We start from the raw sequence: 17194 nt of genomic DNA, 5'->3' as shown, positions 1-17194 counted from the left end.
TACCAAAACATAGTCAACAGTCAACAGCCATTAATCAATCTTGACTACAACTCATCTTCATTTGTAGACTTCTTATTCTCAACAGAATAATTTATTTCCAACTGCTCCGCCGCACGATAACTTTTTTGTTGATTACCCCCATAAACAACCTGTAAACTTCCTCTCTTCTCCTCCTTCTCTTGGCGTCCTTGGCGTCTTGGCGGTTCATTTCTCCTCACACCTCTTCTTCTTGCCGAAGTCCCCTCCTCAGCCGTATCCTCAGCCACCACTTCATACAGAATCGCCTGCTTATTATTCTCCTTTCCCTTCCTTAAAACCCTCCCCAATCTTTGAATATATTCCCTAGCCGAACCCGTACCCGATAAAATAATCGCCACACTAGCCGCTGGTACATCTACCCCTTCATTCAACACATGGGAAGCAATCAAAGTTTTATACTCTCCTTCCCGAAATTTTGTTAATATCTCATGACGCTCCTTCACATGAGTTTGATGTGTAATCGCCGGAATTAAAAACTCTTGAGAAATCCGGTAAACAGTAGCATTATCAGCAGTAAAAATCAAAACCCTTTGGGGATAATGTTTAGCAAGTAAATTTGCTAAAACTCTTAACTTTCCATCCGTACCCACGGCAATTTCTTTGGCTTGGCGGTGCGCTAACATTGCCCTTCGTCCCACTTGCGATCGGGCACTCATTTGCACAAACTTTTGCCAACCTTGAAGACTCCCCAAAGAAATTTTTGATTGCTGCAAAAAATCGTTACGGACTTGAATCAACTGATTGTATCTTTCACGTTCATGCTGCGATAGTTTCACCTTAATTTGCACTACTTCATGTTCTGCTAACGCCTTCCCCGCCAGTTCTTCAGCCCTTTTGCGGTATACTTCCGGCCCAATCAGGATATTCAAGTCCGCGTGTTTGCCATCGCTGCGTTCCGGTGTAGCCGAAAGTCCCAATCGATAAGGTGCGATCGCATATTCAGCAATCACCCGATTAAAATCCGTCGGCAAATGATGGCATTCATCAAAAATCAATAACCCATACTTATTTCCCAAGCTTTCCGCATGAATGGCAGCGCTGTCGTAAGTTGCTACCAGTATTGGCGTCTTATCCCGCGAACCACCCCCCAGTAACCCCACCTCCGCATCCGGAAAAGCTGCTAACAAGTGTGCATACCACTGGTGCATTAAATCTAACGTCGGCACTACAATCAACGTATGGCGCGGCGTCGCCTCCATTGCCATTTGTGCCAAATAAGTTTTTCCCGCTGCGGTAGGAAGCACCACTACCCCTTGTCTTCCTGCCAACTTCCACGCTGTCAACGCCTCAGTTTGGTGAGGGTAGGGTTCCATTTCCAAACTCGAAAGCAATTCGAGAGGATAAAATGCCTTAGCCTCATCGACAAAATTTGTATTGTCTGCCTGTAATGCTTCCACCAAAGGACGATATTGAATCGCCGGAATGCGGAATTTTTCAACTCTATCATCCCACACAGCATAATCTGTCCAAGCTTTGCCACGCGGTGGTGGATGCAAAATTAATGTGCCACGATCAAAAGTCAATGTCGGGGTACGAGCCATTTTTCGTGTTCTCCTCACTTTCTCATTAGCAATCGTGATTTTTTTGTTGGTGGTTGTTTGTTTTTTGGAACAAACAACCACCAACCAACAACAAAATACCACTGTAAGGGCGTAAAGCTTTGAACTACTAGTTCTGTCAAAGTGTAACTTTCAAAATTGAGTTTTCTTTGTGTCTTTGTGTCTACCCTGCGGGAAGCCGCTGCGCGTCTATGTGGTTCCAAAATAAATTTAATTAACCACCAAGACGCCAAGACACGAAGTCGATTAATGTCGATTTTTCACTCACCTTGACAGAGGTAATACTAACCACTAACTACTAACCAATAACTAAACGGTAAATACTGCTAGTAGAATGGAATCCCACGGTGTGGCTGGCTGTATCCAGGTTTACGAAGGAAGTTATCAGCATTTAAAAGAGAAATTTGTGTTGGGAAAAAGAGGATTGATTAAGATTAAAGGAAAGGGAGAAATGATGACTTATTTACTCAAAGGAGCGATCGCTAAGTAGAAGAAAGAAGAGGGAAGGAGAAAGATTGTGATTGATTGCTTCCTGTGCCCGGTATTTGATTTTTAATTATTTCTACTCACTTGATCGGGTGAAAATTATCTTTTGGCTACAAAAATTAAGAAAAATTTAAGATTAAGTTGCATGAACATTCATAGCAATAACGAAGTGAGGCAATAACATTTAATCTTGGCTGCCTCTGTTTTTTACTACTTTAGATATATATACAGCAAGTAACTGTTTGTTACGTATTTTCCGATGCAAAATAGATGTGGAAGGTCGCCCTAGTTGTCTAGGTGATTTTGGCAACAATCCTTTCAGTTAGCTGCACCAAAGGAGAACCCACCTTGAAAGGAATAAGCCCCCGCATAAAGCCCTATGTTGTAGTAATTATTACTGTTACTAGCTCTTTGCTGCTAACACTATTGCTACAGCCTTATCTGAAGCTAACTATTTTTTCAATGTTTTTTGCTGCTGTGGCGGTTAGTGCTTGGTATGGAGGCATAATACCGGGGTTTTTAGCCACAGCTTTATCTTGTTTGGCCATAGGGTATTTTTTTCTAGAGCCAATGCACTCACCCTTGGTATATGGTGTAGAAAATATCCTCCAGTTAAGCGTATTTGTATTGGTAACAACACTGATTAGTTCGCTGAACTCGGAGTTACGTAGTGCCAAACAGAGGTTAGAGATGAGCGTGCAGCAACTACAAGCGAACCAAATCAGATTTAGACGGTTTGTAGATGCCAACATCATCGGGGTAATTGTAGCGGATTTCAACGGCATGATAGTTGAAGCTAACGATGCCTTTTTAAAGATTGTGGGTTACACGCGGGAAGATTTGCTGTGTGGACGGGTACGATGGCGCGACATAACACCGCCAGAATACCAGCTCTTAAGCGATCGCCTCATTGCTGAACTGAGAACAAAAGGGGTGTGTACGCCGATTGAAAAAGAGTACATTAGCAAAGATGGTAGCCGTGTTCCTGTTCTGATTGGTGGTGCTTTATTGCCAGAATCGCCATCTCATCAACAAGAGATGATTGTATTTACTTTAGACATAAGCGATCGCCAACAGGCAGAAGAGGCGCTACGCCAACGGGAAGATCAACTGCGTCTGATTACCAACGCTGTGCCAGTTTTTATTTCTTATGTTGATGCTCAACAACGCTATCGCTTTAACAATAAAAAATACGAAGAATGGTATGGACTCTCTGCTATAGAAATTAATGGTAAGCATATTAAAGAAGTTGTGGGTGAATCAGTTTATGAGTCAATTCGTCCCCACGTAGAAACTGTATTATCAGGAGAACAAGTATCCTACGAAACTGAAATACCCGCTCAAGATGGCAGCAAGCGTTGCGTGAATGTCTCTTATGTTCCCCATTTCAATCAAGGGGGAAAAGTAGAAGGCTTTGTTGCCCTCATCAACGATATCACCGAGCGCAAACAGGCAGAAGCAGCCCTCAAAGAAAGTGAAGAAAGATTTCGTAAATTAGCAGAAAAAGTACGCGTAATTCCCTGGGAAGCAGACGCCACCACGGGCAATTTTACTTATGTAGGCCCGCAAAGCGTCGAGATTCTTGGTTATCCCTTATCAGACTGGTACACCGATAATTTCTGGGCGCAACACATCCATCCAGAAGATCGGGAGTGGGCAATCAATTTTTGTATCGATTGTTCGCGTTGCTTGGAAAATTACGAATTTGAATACAGAATGTTAACAGCAGATGGCAGAGTTGTATGGCTGTATGACATTGTGAATGTTGTGCGAGGAAAAGATGAACCGCAGCTGTTGCGTGGCTTCATGATTGATATTACCGAACGCAAACAAGCAGAGCAAGAACGGGAACAACTCCTCCTGCGGGAACAAACAGCACGTGCAGAAGCAGAAACCGCCAACCGGATGAAAGATGAGTTTTTAGCCACCCTTTCCCACGAACTCCGCACTCCCCTAAACGCCATGCTTGGTTGGACACAATTACTTAAGTGTCGTAAATTTGATGAAACGATCACAGCCAAGGCATTAGAAACAATTGACCGCAACACTAAGTCCCTGAAAATGTTGATTGAGGATGTTTTAGATGTATCGCAAATTATTAGAGGAACACTCCACCTCAATCTGCATCCAGTAGAACTGGTGTCAGTAGTGGAAGCAGCGGTGGAAATCGTGCGTCCAGCAGCTGCGGCTAAGGAAATTCAGATTGAGTGCAATTTCGATTCTGCACTAGGAGTAGTCATCGCCGATGCTAACCGCTTGCAACAGGTAATTTGGAATCTGCTTGCCAATGCTGTCAAGTTCACACCTCAAAGGGGAAGAGTAGATGTGCAAGTAGAACGCATAGATAATGGCGTGCAAATTCGGGTGAGTGACACAGGAGAGGGAATTTCTCCCCAATTTTTGCCCTATGTGTTTGACCGCTTCCGCCAAGCCGATAGTTCCAACACGCGATCGCACGGTGGATTGGGATTAGGGTTGGCGATCGTGCGCTATTTAGTAGAATTGCACGGAGGTACAGTTTCTGCCGAGAGTTCAGGACTTGGACAAGGAGCAACGTTTATTGTTAACTTACCGATGAGAGCTGTTGATGTGGATGTCACCTGTGAGCGAGAACAGCTTTCACTTACTTGTGAGGAAAAAATCGCTCAAAATATTATACCGTCTCTGAAAGGCTTGCGAGTGCTAACCGTTGATGATGAGGCAGATGCCCGCGAGCTAATTGCGACAATCCTTTCTGAGTATGGAGCAGAAGTTATGGCAGTTGCCTCCGCTCATGAAACACTAGATACCCTACCACACTTTCAGCCGCACGTGCTAATCAGTGATATCGGTATGCCCCAAGAAGACGGCTACACTCTCATTCGCAAAGTGCGATCGCTTCCCCAAAAGCAATGGCGAAACATTCCCGCAGTGGCACTGACAGCCCACGCCAGCCCAGAAGACCGAGTGGAGGCACTCTTAGCAGGCTTTCAGTTACACGTTCCCAAACCAGTCAGTCCCATCGAGTTAGCTGTGGTAGTTGCGAACTTGACTGGACGCACGTAGCGGGGAGGGGAGAGTGGGGATTGGGGATTGGGCATCGGGCATTGGAAATAACCAACAACCAACCACTAACCACTAACTACTAACTACTAACTACTAACTACTAACCACCAACTAATTACCAATGACTAATGACCTAAAATTAACTTAGTGTGTTCTTGGATTTGAAAGTGTCTGAGTCTGTGTCCCTTCGCGATCGCTATCTCGTCTTAATCGACGAAATCGTCGAAACTACCCTCAAAGGCAAAATTAGCTCTGTTGAGCAAGTGTATCAAATGTTGCTCAAGGGTGTGACAGTTGGGACGGGGGAAATTTTTGAGTTGGCGTTGAGCGATCGCCTCAATGGTATCCAGCAGCAAGTAGACACTGAAAAAGATGAACTCAAAAAAGCCAAAGCTACTCGTAGTCTGAGAGCAATTAAGACGATCCAAACTCAGTGGCAACGCGCTCAAGAACAAAATAAAGCCACGGAAGCTACAGCCACCGCTGTTAAAGAAATTACCACAGCCCCAACTAGAGAGCGGCTTGCTACCTTTTTACGCGTCACCGACCCCAACAGTAAGCATCCTCTCAACTTACAACAGATGCAGCAGTTGTCAAAAGCTTTACAACAATTTGCCCAAGCAGATTCTGATTTGCAGCAAATATCAGAGGGTATAGCGCGTGGTGTAGCAGGTTGGCAGCGACTGCAAGAGCACTTAGTTAGTTGGATGTACGAGCAAAGTCGTGAATCGATAGGATTTGGTGGCATACCAGAAGAACAAGGCCCTTGGGCAACTTGGGCAAAGCAAGTGAACAGCGAGTTACCGCAAGCACTGTTTCGCACTCTGGCTAGGTCGCAATCTGTAATTGAATTTGCCCAGCAGCAACGCAGCATCACCTTGAGTGACTGGGTGGAAATGACACTAATTTTACAGTACTTGCAACGAGGGTTAGTCCACTGGTTTGACCAACAACCTTATAACGTCAAAGCTGGGTCAAAGCTATCAATTTCGACATTTTTGACATTTGCAGTCATTTGGAGTCAGTTGGCAAATGCTTTTGATGGGGATACATCCTACAGCAATGCGGCTTCGCAAGTAATGTTACAAATTTTGCGAACTTTTGCTCAAAGACAGTATTTCCCCTTATATGGTGGTATCTTCGCCTCATTTTCCGGCAGCTACTTACGGGATGCGTTGAATTACCTCGATGAACCGCTGCGTAGAGTCGAGGGAACCCAAGAAAAAGCTCGGATTTTGACACTTTTGGGTTATTCTCAACGGGCATTAGGACTATATGACCGTTCTATTGACTTTCATCAACAAGCCTTGGAAATAGCGCGTAATGCAGGCGATCGCCCCTGTGAAATCGCCAACCTCAATCATCTTAGCCGTACCTGCGTGCAACAGCAAAGATATGCAGAAGCCATAGATTACAGTCAAAGGGCATTAATTCTGAGTAGACAAACAGGCGATCGCACAGGAGAAGCCTATGCCCTAGTAAACTTAGGCTACAGCGAAGTCATGCAGGCACAGCAACTAGAACAGCTAGAGTCAGAAACCTATGAAATGGCTATTAACTACCTACAACAAGGTTTAAGGCTATCAGAACAATTAGGCGATGTTCAAAGTAAAGCTTTGTGTTTGAGTAGTTTAGGCATCGCTTATTTAGTAATTGGAGAGCCACAAAATGCCATCAAAAATTTAGAAGAAGGCTTTAGAACAGCGCAAACTTCTGGAGATTTATATCTACAAGGATTGAATTTAGCAACTTTAGCCGAAGCAAATTATAACTTAGCAAATTTTGACAGAGCTATTTACACAGGTTGCTTGGGAATGTATTTATTAAACCAAATTGCTTCCCAAGAGTGGCAAAAACCAGCGAGGTTGCTGGTAATTTTGCAGGGACAAATAGGTGCAGAAGCTTTTGGAAATTCCTTGCAGCAAAATCGTTCGAGAATTATTTCAGTAATTGGCGTGGATGGGTATGATTACATCCCGGAATTGTTGGAAGAATACAAGCGTGCTGGGGATTAGGGACTGGGGATTAGGAATTAGGAACCTAGTACCCAATTCCCAATCCCCAATCCCCAATCTTTACAGTGCCGTCGTGTCACGCAACTCCAACCAGCTTGGCACTTAGATCCCACATGCGCTCGGCTTTTTCATCATCGCGGGCTTGAGGAGAAACCCTTTGCACAAACGACTTGCCATTTTTCTTCTGGCGATTCCCCCAGCTCCAATAGACACCCGATTGCTTGTACTCGGGATCGGCGACTACGGCTGCAACCCGCTCACCAGCCAATTCCTGAGACACGTATCCCCCAGTAATGTACTTCTGAAACAAGGGGAAGAGTTTCTGAAACAGGGGATAGTGGTTTCTAAATAGCGGTGTTTCTGCCACACATCCCGGATAGAGAGAACTGAAGACGATACCCGTTGACTCGTGATAGCGCCGATGTAGTTCCCGCATGGTTAGCACGTTGCAAACTTTGCTGTCTTTGTAAGCTTTGACGGGTTCAAACTTCTTGCCGTCAATCATTGAGATTGGCGCTTGAAAGCCCTCTGCAAAACCCTTGAGATCGCCCAAGTCCGGACGTGGCGGAATCTTTCCACCCAGTTCGTCTGGATTGTGCGTCACCGTTCCCAAAATCACCAACCTCGGTTCCGCAGCGGATGACTTCTTGAGATCTTCAAGCATGAGGTTGCACAAGAGAAAATGGCCGAGGTGATTGGTGGTGACAGTCAACTCGTAGCCTTCTGGGCTTCGCAACGGCTCTTTTAATAAGGGCATATAAATTGCGGCGTTGCACACCAAAGCGTCCAAAGACTTGCCGCTTGCTCTAAAGTTGTTCACAAACTGTCGAACGCTCTCCAAAGAGCCTAGATCGATATGCATGATCGTGTAGCTGTCTTTTGGCATTCCCACCGTTTGGGCAGCTGTTTCCGCCTTCGCTAAATCCCGACAAGCCATGACTACATGCCATCCCCTTTGGGCAAGCGCTTTCGCCCCATACAAACCAACCCCCGAGGAGGCTCCTGTGATGATAACCGTTGATTTCCGATCCTGTACCATTTTGTTAAAACTTCGTTAATCACTGTTACTGTTTTCAGAACCTCAAACCACTGAGCCACTAGTAGTCAACCACATCAACGCAAGCTGGGTGATACGAAGTTCGTAGTAAGGGCTTTAGCCCTCTTTAAGAGCGACTTTAAGGGCTACTCTGCGAGAACGCTACGCGTACAGCCCTTACTACAAACCCAGCATAGTTTGTGTGGCAAAGCACTAGTTCTCATTGTTTGAGTGCTCTACCGATTATTCAGGATATTGGAAAAGGGTTCAATTTCAACAGGCAATCCCATAGGGATAAATAATGCTATTATCCGGACTCTATATATGAGATATGAGCGATCGCACTTACTCCTCCATAAAGACAAGATCCTCGGGTTTCTTAGTCAATTTCAGGTTTTGATCGTCAATCTCGACTAGGTTATCCAAACCTGTAATCTTACCCTCTGAAAGAACTAATACCCGATCGTTACTCGCCTCCAGAAAGTCGGCAAAACCTGCCAGATCAACACTGCGATCGTTAATGGCGAGGTAGCCAAGCAATCGGCGAAATAGTTTGGGAAGAATTACAACGTCCTCTGTAATGGTTTTCAAGCTGTCTAAATTAAAACCTGTATTTGTGACATCTTCTGTCCACAAACCAGAATTACTTGAGCGTGCCTCCCCAGAAGCAGCAGTCAGTGCTTGACGCAACTCAAGGTAGAGTTTCGAGTAGAAGGTGGGGTACACTAATCCCTCCGCCACTAGCTGGTAATTCGCACTCTGCTGGAGTAACTCTTGACTGACAAAAATAGTATCTCCATCTTCTCGATCGCAATTTCCTCTAAAAGCGAAAGCGATCGCCCGTCCGTGAATGTCAGCAAAGCGGCTGAGAATATATCCTGGAACCGTATCAGGATCTGCGTCAGTAACAATTTCTCGCCTTCCCCGCTTCACGGTTGTGCTGTCAAAACCCAGGAGATCGAGCAGTCTAGATGCAGCTTTGTCACCAAATTTTTCCGGTTGACGCTGAGTTCCTAATCCGCCATTCCTGGGTTGATAATGAGTTTCTAAAGCATCAATCGCATCTAAGCGCAGCTGTGCTCCTCCCAAGCGATTGGTACAAACACGGTTTTCTAGTTTCTTCCATAAGGATGGATCGTCTGGGATGAATCTGATGGAGTCGCCATCAGGTGCAGCACCTTGAATCGAAAAGGTTCCTTTGATCAGAGTCAGAGGCATTTGCAATCTCCTTAAGATGTTAATATCTGGACTTTATTATGAGCGATCGCCCTACCACCAACCTCGCCACAGTCTTAGACTGCAAGTTCTTCCAAAATCATTGCTGCGATCGCGTTTTGCTCACTAGCAGGCAAGGTTTTAATTTGGCGTTGCTGAATCAAGATATGAATTTACAATTCACGGGTATGACCAGACGTAGCAATGCTACGTCTCTACAAAAATGTATACAAATTTCAGAGTTTTTTTAAAAAAGCGATCGCCATACATATTAATATCAGATAAATTAGGAAGTACAAATAGCAAGCATAAACAAAAATACGAATATCTAGATTCAATTTCTAGCGCAATACGGTTCAGTTAAGGTTTTGATCCCCCCCTAGGCCCCCTTAAAAAGGGGGGAAATTTATCTTAAAGTCCCCCTTGAAAAGGGGATTTAGGGGGATCTCCAAAGATTTAATTCTACTAACTGAACCGTATTGATTTCTAGCGTTTGCTTTTGCTTATCTAGAAAGCGCGTTTATGTTCTCCACAACAGCTTCAATTTAGTACATAAACTCACAAAAAATGCAATTAATAATGTATATATGACTCCTTTATACTGGGTAAAATTGAGCGTCAACGTATACAACTAAAGCTAATCTGGAATCACATTCGTTTAGTATGTCTCTATTACAATCTCGTTTATTTGGTAATAACAAACAAACACGCACAGTTGGACGGGGTTTACAGTCCATATTTTTAATTTTGTTTACTCTTTTAATGACAAATGGCATTCTAGCGCGGTTGGTGTATTTGCAAATTGCTCAAGGTTCAACTTATCGAGAACGAGCAGAGTCTAACCGGATTCGACTTTTACCCAAACAACCAGAACGAGGTAACATTTTTGACCGCAATGGCAAACTTTTAGCGACAACTCGCTATCCTCATTCTGTGTATTTGTGGCCGATGGCTCACACCAAGGCATCTTGGTCAGTTGTAGGGCGGCGTTTATCCAAAATTCTCGACATGTCACGAGAAGAAATTGAAAAGAAACTCGAAGAGGCCGGGCCCAATTCTTCTAAACTTGTGCGGATCAAGCGCGACTTGAGCTTAAATGAAATTACTGCTTTAAGAGAGTATGAAAGCGAACTTAAAAATGTGGAAATACATACGGACGCGGTTCGCTACTACCCGCATGGTAGGGAATTTGCTCATGTCTTAGGATATACTCGCGAACTAACAGCCGCACAGTTAAGACAAAAAGAGGGCGAAGGCTACCGTCTGGGAGATGTAATTGGTCAGATGGGAATCGAAAAAGCTTATGAGAAAGTGCTGCGGGGTGAATGGGGGGGTCAGCAAGTGGAAGTAGATGGCAAGGGTCGTCCGTTGCGGATTTTGGGAGAGAAACAGGCAAAAGCTGGTAAGGATCTGCACTTGACCATAGATTGGGATCTGCAAATGGCAGCAGAAAAAGCGTTGGGCGATCGCAACGGTACGATTATTGTCATGAACCCCCGTAACGGTGGCATGTTAGCAATGGTGTCTCACCCCACTTTTGACCCAAATGTGTTCTCCAAACAAAAACTCTCTCAAACAGAAGTACAAGAAATCTTGCAAGGTACTGACCATCCTTTGCTCAATCGCGCCTTGAGAGCCTATCCCCCAGCGAGTACATTCAAAATTGTTACCACAACCGCTGCACTAGAATCAGGTAAATTCTCTCCTGGTACAGTCTTGCCTACCTACGGTTACTTGAGTTTTGGCAATTACCGATTTAATGAGTGGAACCACGCCGGATTTGGGCCGTTGGGATTTGCAGGGGCGATCGCCATGAGCAGCGATACTTTCTTCTACCAAGTCGGTGCGAGAGTTGGCGGCCCCACCTTGATTGAATGGACTCGCAAGTATGGCCTTGGTAGGAAAACTGGGTTTGAATTCACTTCCGAAGAATCCAAAGGTTTTGTTCCAGATGAAGCATGGAAACAGAAAGTTTGGAAAATGCCTTGGACTGTAGGCGATTCGGTGAATATGTCAATTGGCCAGGGAGCATTACTAGCCACACCTCTACAAGTCGCTATCATGTTTGCTGTACCCGCCAATGGTGGCTACCGAGTCCAGCCGCATTTACTCCAAGACAACGAGCAAGCAAAAACTTGGCGCGAGTCGGTCGGTATGAAACCGTCTACCGTCAACGTTCTCCGCGAAGGATTGCGGAAGGTAGTGACTGAAGGTACAGCTAAAGCTTTAAATGTACCAACCCTTCCCCCAATAGCTGGTAAAACTGGAACTGCCGAAGCTTGGCAAAGTAAAGGTGTGAAAGCAAATCACGCCTGGTTTGCTGGTTATGCTCCCGCCGATAATCCAGAACTTGTGATTGTAGCTTTTGCAGAACATTCAGGTGGTGGCGGTGGTAGCGTTGCTAGCCCGATGGCGTTACAAGTTATGCAGGAGTATTTTCAAAAGTCAAAAATCAAAAGTCACAAGTAATCTGAAGCCCGGTAAGTCCTTCGAGATACCGTATAATATTTTTTGCAGGAGGTGAATTATGGCAATTCTACAACTAGAAGACGGCAAAACATACACCGAACTGAAAGATATTACCCGCGAACTAGCGTGCTTAAATATTCAACTCGATCGTTGGTGTGTGGGAGAAAATCCCCAGTTACACCAGCTGCTGGCCAAAGATAGCCTCGATGAAGACGAAAAAGAACAGGTGCTAAAAGCCTTGGATGGTTATTTTGAGCAATTGCAACAGACAGCAGGCTATCAGTCCCGCGATCTCATTGTTCTACATCCAGACATACCGAACCTAGATGGGCTGCTAGCAAAGTTTGACAAGATTCACACCCATGCAGATGATGAAGTACGCTACATCGTTGCGGGAGAAGGCATTTTTGGCTTTGTGCGTCCCGATGGCAGCCAAGTAGAATTGACAGTGCAACCACAAGAGTATATCAACGTGCCTGCCAGAACAGAACACTGGTTTTATCTCACACCAGCACGTCGAGTCAAAGCAGTACGTTATTTCACCACTACAGAAGGCTGGGTTCCTGAATACACGGGTACACCAATTCGCAGGCATCAGGCTGTGGCTTGAAAATGAAGCGAATCATTTTTTGCGACTTTGACGGCACTATTACGGTTTCCGAAACCTTTGTGGCGGTACTGAAGCATTTTGCACCGCAGCTTTCCGCCCAACTGATACCCCAAATGTACGCACGGCAACTGACGCTGCGCGAGGGAGTTCGGCGAATTTTGGAATCAATTCCATCCTCTCGCTACTCGGAAATTTTGGAGTTTACTCAACAAGAACCAATTCGTTTGGGGTTCACAGAACTATTGGATTTCTTGGAAGCAAAGCAAGTACCTTTAGTGGTAGTTTCTGGTGGACTGCGGGGTATGGTAGAAGTTGTTTTGGGCGATCTAATACAGCGCCTTCATGCCGTTCATGCCGTCGATGCCGATACCAGCGGTGAGTACTTGCAGGTAAATTCAGAGTTTGAAGGTGGAACAGAACTAGTTGCCAAAGTGCTGGTGATGGAAAAGTATCTAGCAGATGAGACAATTGCTATTGGTGACTCGCTTACTGACCTGAATATGGCGTTGGCAACACCGATGGTATTTGCCCGCGATCGCTTAGCGCAATATTTGGCAGAACATCAAAAACCTTACATTCCGTGGAACAATTTTTTAGAAATACGTGACTACCTAGCGAAATTGTGGAAGTGATCGCCCCAACCCTCCTTAAAAAGGGGGGCAATAATTAAAAAATCTCCCTTATCAAGGGGGATTTAGGGGGATCTCAAAAATATTGGTACAAGTCTAACTCTATGAACAGCCCAACCCTAACTGATGCCCGTCTTGAGTTAATAGCTGCTGCCCGTCACTTTTACCAACAGGGTTGGATGGTAGGAACCGCCGGTAATCTTTCGGTACGTTTACCTGATGGTAGCTTCTGGATTACAGCCAGTGGAAAGTCGAAAGGTGAATTAGCAACCAGCGATTTTGTTCGCATTCACCCTGATGGACGGGTAGAACAATCTAGCAGTGACTCAAAGCCCTCTGCTGAAACTGCCATTCACCAGAGTATCTATAATCTCTTTCCGGAAGCGATGAGTTGCTACCACGTACACTCAGTGGAAGCAAATTTGGTTTCTCGGTTCGTACAGGGAGATACCCTACCCTTACCACCACTAGAAATGCTCAAAGGACTGGGAGTGTGGGAAGAAAATCCCTGTTGTGTTATGCCTGTTTTCACCAACTATTTACAAGTTCCGCGTATTGCAGCTGAGATAGAAGCAAAATTTAGTAAAATTCCTCCGCAAGTACCAGCCCTACTCATCCGCGATCACGGTGTTACTGTTTGGGCATCTTCCCCCACAAATGCTCGTAACTACATTGAGTTGGTAGAGTATATTTTCCGTTACATAGTTGCAGCCCGACGGGTGGGGCTGTTGGAGGAGGGAGAGAAAATAATTAAAAATTAAAAATTAAAAATTAAAAATTAAAAATCTTTTTGACTTTTGACTTTTGACTTGTTAAGCCACTAACCACTAACTACTAACAAGTGACCAATGACCAATGACTAATGACTCAAACCATTCGAGAGAGTACTCAGTCACTGCAAGTATAGATAAGAAGAAGCTAGCAAACAACCGAGATACAATAGTTCCCATCGCGATCGACATCATGCGTATTTTTCATCTAAACACAGACGAGTGCCTTTTTTGATATCTTTTTCAACCCGTCAAACTCACGTTAATAACATGAAACCTTATGTAATCAAAACACTTAAAACCTCTATCAAAGCATTAATTTTAGGAGCATATATTACTGGCAGTAGCGTTCTTGCTCAGACTCTAACTTTGTCACCCAAATTGATTGGCTTTACCACACCTGAGGGTGAAAAGTTATTAGTTGAAAGTCGTTCTCGACAAGATTTTTTTCCTCTTAGCACCCAGTTTGTAACTCAAAATAATCAAGCTTATTGTGGGGTTGCCAGTATAGTAATGGTGCTGAATGGTCTAGGAATCCCTGCACCAGAAGCACCAGAGTATAAGCCCTACCACGTATTTACTCAAGAAAACTTTTTTAGTAACCCAGCAACGCGAAAAGTCATCACTCCTGAAGTTGTTTCTCGGATGGGAATGACGCTAGATCAGATGGGGCAGCTATTAGCAAGCTATGGTGTGAAAGTGCAAGTTTATCATGCTGCAAATACAAACTTAGAAAATTTTCGCAAACAAGTAGCGGAAAATTTAAAACAGCCTGGAAATTTTGTACTGGTTAACTATTTACGGAAAGAAATAGGACAAGAAAAAGGCGGGCACATTTCGCCGTTAGCTGCTTACAATGAACAAACAGATAGATTCTTGATTCTGGACGTTTCTCGTTACAAATATCCACCAGTTTGGGTAAAGACAACAGATTTATGGAAGGCTATGAACACTCGTGATTCGGTATCTGGTAAAACACGGGGATTTGTTTTGGTAGGTAAAGGCTACTCATCGAAATAATCACCACCAGAACCATATTTCCAAGCATCAACCCAGCGATGCCAATAGTATTTGGTAACGCTGGGTAAATTTTTATCCCACGGTTCTAAAATTTTACTTAGCTGAAACAATGCAGAATAAATCCCTAAATTTCCGTAATGCACCATCCAATCTAATAAGGCTGCTAAACCTACTTGTGGAATTATTTTGATCGCTATCTCTGGATGTGCAAAATTTGTTTTTAGCAGTGTTTGTGTCAGTGCCGAAAACTGTACTACATCTTGCAAAAATGGCTTGAGTACTGGTTCTCCTAATTGTTGCATTTCTCCAAATACGGCTGATAGCAATTGGTTAATTTGATCGGGAGCAATATTTTGATTTACATCAACACTCATCGCTTTTTGAAATAGCCAAGTAACACTCAAGCTTGGTTGATATGGTTGCAGTAGTGCTAGCGCTTTGGCAGATAATTGATTTGTTTGCAGTGCTTCATAAATGCCTTGGGTTAAACGCTGCAAGTGACGCACCATTGCACCAAAACCTCCAAAACTGAGGGGAGATTGACTACCGCTACTATCTCCAATTGGCAAGATGCGATTCCAAGGAGTTTGCAGTGGACTTTGGCGATAGGAGGGAAAGAAACCAAATAGTGCTCGTTGAAATGTCAACTGACTCAATTCTACACTCTGATATGTTGGCATCAAGTGCAGATAATCCTCAAACAAAGCTTCTAAACCTGGACGTTGTGGATTTGCATCCATGTAGGTAAACATATAAGTTGTTCTGCCATCCCTGGCTGGAAATGCTTCCCAGAAATATTGGCACTGGTTTTGAATGGGTGTAAAAGATAATATTAAATCGCCAGTATGGTTTTCTGGAAAACCTTGAGCGCAAGTACCAACAACTAAGCACAGCGCATCTGGCTTTTTTCCTTGTCGTGCTTGCTGTGTGATGGGAGAAATGTGTCCCATTGCATCAATTAATAACCTGGCTTTGAATTGGTTGTTTACCACTACTCCATCTGGGTGAACTACCGCTTCTACAAAAGGTGTGTTTTCAAATAGCTTTCCGCCAGCAGCAAGAAATCGCTGTTTCAAAGTTTCCAGTAAATACACTGGATCTACACCAATATTCAATACATCTTCTACCCAAATTTCTGGCCCGTTGCCAAAGCTGACTCTGGCTGGATTATATTTTGTGGCGATCGCTTTTTCCAATTCTGCATCTGTTAATAAAGATAAATTTAAGAACACTTGTAATTCTCTGCGGGAAATATTCCACTCTTGTTCCCTTCCCCGCAAAGTACCCCGTTCCATTAACGCCACCCGGACTCCTTGCACTGCTAAGGCACAACCAATTAAAATACCCAAAGTTCCACCGCAGATTAAAACATCCCAATCTACAACACCACGATCGTGCTGACTTTGTTTGACTACCGTCGGTATTGGTGCTTTACCTTCTCGAATGGATGCTAATGTGCGATCGCTACGACGCAATCCCCCTAAAACATCCCCTGGTAATTGCGACAGAATTTCTTCAGTGAGAGTAGACATAGAGGTTCATTCCAGCAAAGTTACTTGTCTCATCTAGATCGTAGCGATAGAACTGGCTTGTCTGGATGCAGACTCATACTAAGTTGCAGTCAAAGATAGTACTTCCCTCGCCCCTCTCCCAATTTGGGAGAGGGGAAGGGGAGAGGGCACGAATTACTATTGCTATATCTGAACGCAACTTGTATCAAATCCAAAAATGCGATTGCCAAATCGAGCAATTTTTAGCGTCATTTACCGATAAAGTTGATGCTGAAAAAACAAGACGCTAAACCCAAACGTCGGGGTAATTTTTTTATCTACAATAAATTTTTAATTATTAATCGCTCCCCTCACCAAAATCACCGTACTATCCACACCAGATGCGATTGCCTCAGGTATATTGCCTTTCACTGCTTGTTGTAGCATACTCTCTCGGGAAGCACCGAGAACGACTACATCATAACGTTCGGTTTTTACCAGGTTAATCACTCCTTCGATCACTGAATCTGCTTGCACAGGCGCAGCTACAACAGTGCTGGACAAGTTGCGACGACGCATTAGCGTCCGGATCGCTTCTTGTAAAACTCTCATGTCTGGTTCTAATTCCGATGGTTTAAACACGCGAGTTAGGCGAATTTTGGGGTCATTTCCTAATGTCACCAAAGCAGGTAACAATTTTATCGCTGCTCTGGCATTGGGGCCACCAGCCATTACGTCACCGATGAGTTGGATGAGGGGCCCATTATCGAGCAGGATGTGACGCGCGTTTCGCACCGCTACGATCTGGAGG

At 44.3% G+C, this 17194-nt stretch carries 14 protein-coding genes and 1 pseudogene; 10 read left to right on the top strand and 5 right to left on the bottom strand.

Annotation, left to right across the window (positions count from 1 at the left end; translation table 11 throughout):
- Window positions 1-44: 44 nt before the first annotated feature.
- Window positions 45-1580: a DEAD/DEAH box helicase family protein gene (locus HXY43_RS22455; RefSeq protein ID WP_290888022.1), complete on the bottom strand. Its 1536-nt coding sequence runs from the start codon at window positions 1578-1580 to the stop codon at window positions 45-47.
- A 343-nt stretch (window positions 1581-1923) separates the two neighbouring features.
- Here HXY43_RS22455 and HXY43_RS22450 point away from each other — a divergent pair.
- The 3 genes and pseudogenes from HXY43_RS22450 to HXY43_RS22440 all read left to right on the top strand — a co-directional run.
- Window positions 1924-2088 (top strand): annotated as a pseudogene (locus HXY43_RS22450) (adenylate/guanylate cyclase domain-containing protein); the annotation flags it as partial.
- Between the two features lie 344 nt (window positions 2089-2432).
- A complete protein-coding gene (locus tag HXY43_RS22445; RefSeq protein ID WP_290888020.1) occupies window positions 2433-5129 on the top strand; it encodes a PAS domain S-box protein in 2697 nt (898 codons plus the stop codon).
- Window positions 5130-5296: 167 nt separating this feature from the next.
- Entirely contained in the window at window positions 5297-7144 is a 1848-nt protein-coding gene (locus tag HXY43_RS22440) for a tetratricopeptide repeat protein (RefSeq protein ID WP_290888017.1), read from the top strand.
- Window positions 7145-7220: 76 nt separating this feature from the next.
- Here the strand turns inward: HXY43_RS22440 and HXY43_RS22435 are convergent, their stop codons facing one another.
- Window positions 7221-8183 carry a protochlorophyllide reductase gene (locus HXY43_RS22435; protein WP_290888014.1) on the bottom strand — a complete coding sequence of 321 codons (963 nt, stop codon included), beginning with the start codon at window positions 8181-8183 and terminating at the stop codon, window positions 7221-7223.
- A 342-nt stretch (window positions 8184-8525) separates the two neighbouring features.
- Window positions 8526-9398, bottom strand: coding sequence for a nuclease (locus tag HXY43_RS22430; RefSeq protein ID WP_290888011.1), 873 nt, complete (start codon window positions 9396-9398; stop codon window positions 8526-8528).
- A 38-nt stretch (window positions 9399-9436) separates the two neighbouring features.
- On the opposite strand from HXY43_RS22430, the gene HXY43_RS22425 reads away from it, so the two are divergent.
- The 7 genes from HXY43_RS22425 to HXY43_RS22395 all read left to right on the top strand — a co-directional run bounded on the left by HXY43_RS22425 (window position 9437) and on the right by HXY43_RS22395 (window position 14893).
- The gene (locus tag HXY43_RS22425) at window positions 9437-9646 is read left to right on the top strand and encodes a hypothetical protein (RefSeq protein WP_290888009.1); all 210 of its coding nucleotides are present in this window, start codon (window positions 9437-9439) and stop codon (window positions 9644-9646) included.
- 412 nt (window positions 9647-10058) lie between these two features.
- A complete protein-coding gene (mrdA, locus tag HXY43_RS22420; protein WP_290888006.1) occupies window positions 10059-11864 on the top strand; it encodes a penicillin-binding protein 2 in 1806 nt (601 codons plus the stop codon).
- A 58-nt stretch (window positions 11865-11922) separates the two neighbouring features.
- Window positions 11923-12474: an acireductone dioxygenase gene (locus HXY43_RS22415; RefSeq protein ID WP_290888003.1), complete on the top strand. Its 552-nt coding sequence runs from the start codon at window positions 11923-11925 to the stop codon at window positions 12472-12474.
- A gap of 2 nt (window positions 12475-12476) precedes the next feature.
- Window positions 12477-13106, top strand: coding sequence for an HAD-IB family phosphatase (locus HXY43_RS22410; RefSeq protein ID WP_290888000.1), 630 nt, complete (start codon window positions 12477-12479; stop codon window positions 13104-13106).
- Window positions 13107-13207: 101 nt separating this feature from the next.
- A complete protein-coding gene (gene mtnB, locus HXY43_RS22405) occupies window positions 13208-13864 on the top strand; it encodes a methylthioribulose 1-phosphate dehydratase (RefSeq protein ID WP_290887997.1) in 657 nt (218 codons plus the stop codon).
- Between the two features lie 94 nt (window positions 13865-13958).
- On the top strand, window positions 13959-14108 hold the full coding sequence (locus tag HXY43_RS22400) for a hypothetical protein (RefSeq protein ID WP_290887994.1): 150 nt from the start codon (window positions 13959-13961) through the stop codon (window positions 14106-14108).
- 35 nt (window positions 14109-14143) lie between these two features.
- Entirely contained in the window at window positions 14144-14893 is a 750-nt protein-coding gene (locus HXY43_RS22395; protein ID WP_290887991.1) for a phytochelatin synthase family protein, read from the top strand.
- Here the strand turns inward: HXY43_RS22395 and HXY43_RS22390 are convergent.
- Window positions 14878-16425, bottom strand: coding sequence for an FAD-binding oxidoreductase (locus HXY43_RS22390; RefSeq protein WP_290887989.1), 1548 nt, complete (start codon window positions 16423-16425; stop codon window positions 14878-14880). The genes HXY43_RS22395 and HXY43_RS22390 overlap by 16 nt on opposite strands.
- A gap of 309 nt (window positions 16426-16734) precedes the next feature.
- Window positions 16735-17194, bottom strand: a 460-nt coding sequence (locus HXY43_RS22385; protein ID WP_367161497.1) for a universal stress protein, incomplete at its 5' end; no start/stop codon positions are given.

The sequence above is a fragment of the Fischerella sp. genome (assembly GCF_013388695.1).
Classification (GTDB): domain Bacteria; phylum Cyanobacteriota; class Cyanobacteriia; order Cyanobacteriales; family Nostocaceae; genus PCC9605.
Note: the sequence above shows the minus strand (reverse complement) of the source record. Positions and strands in the feature narration are given on the sequence as shown.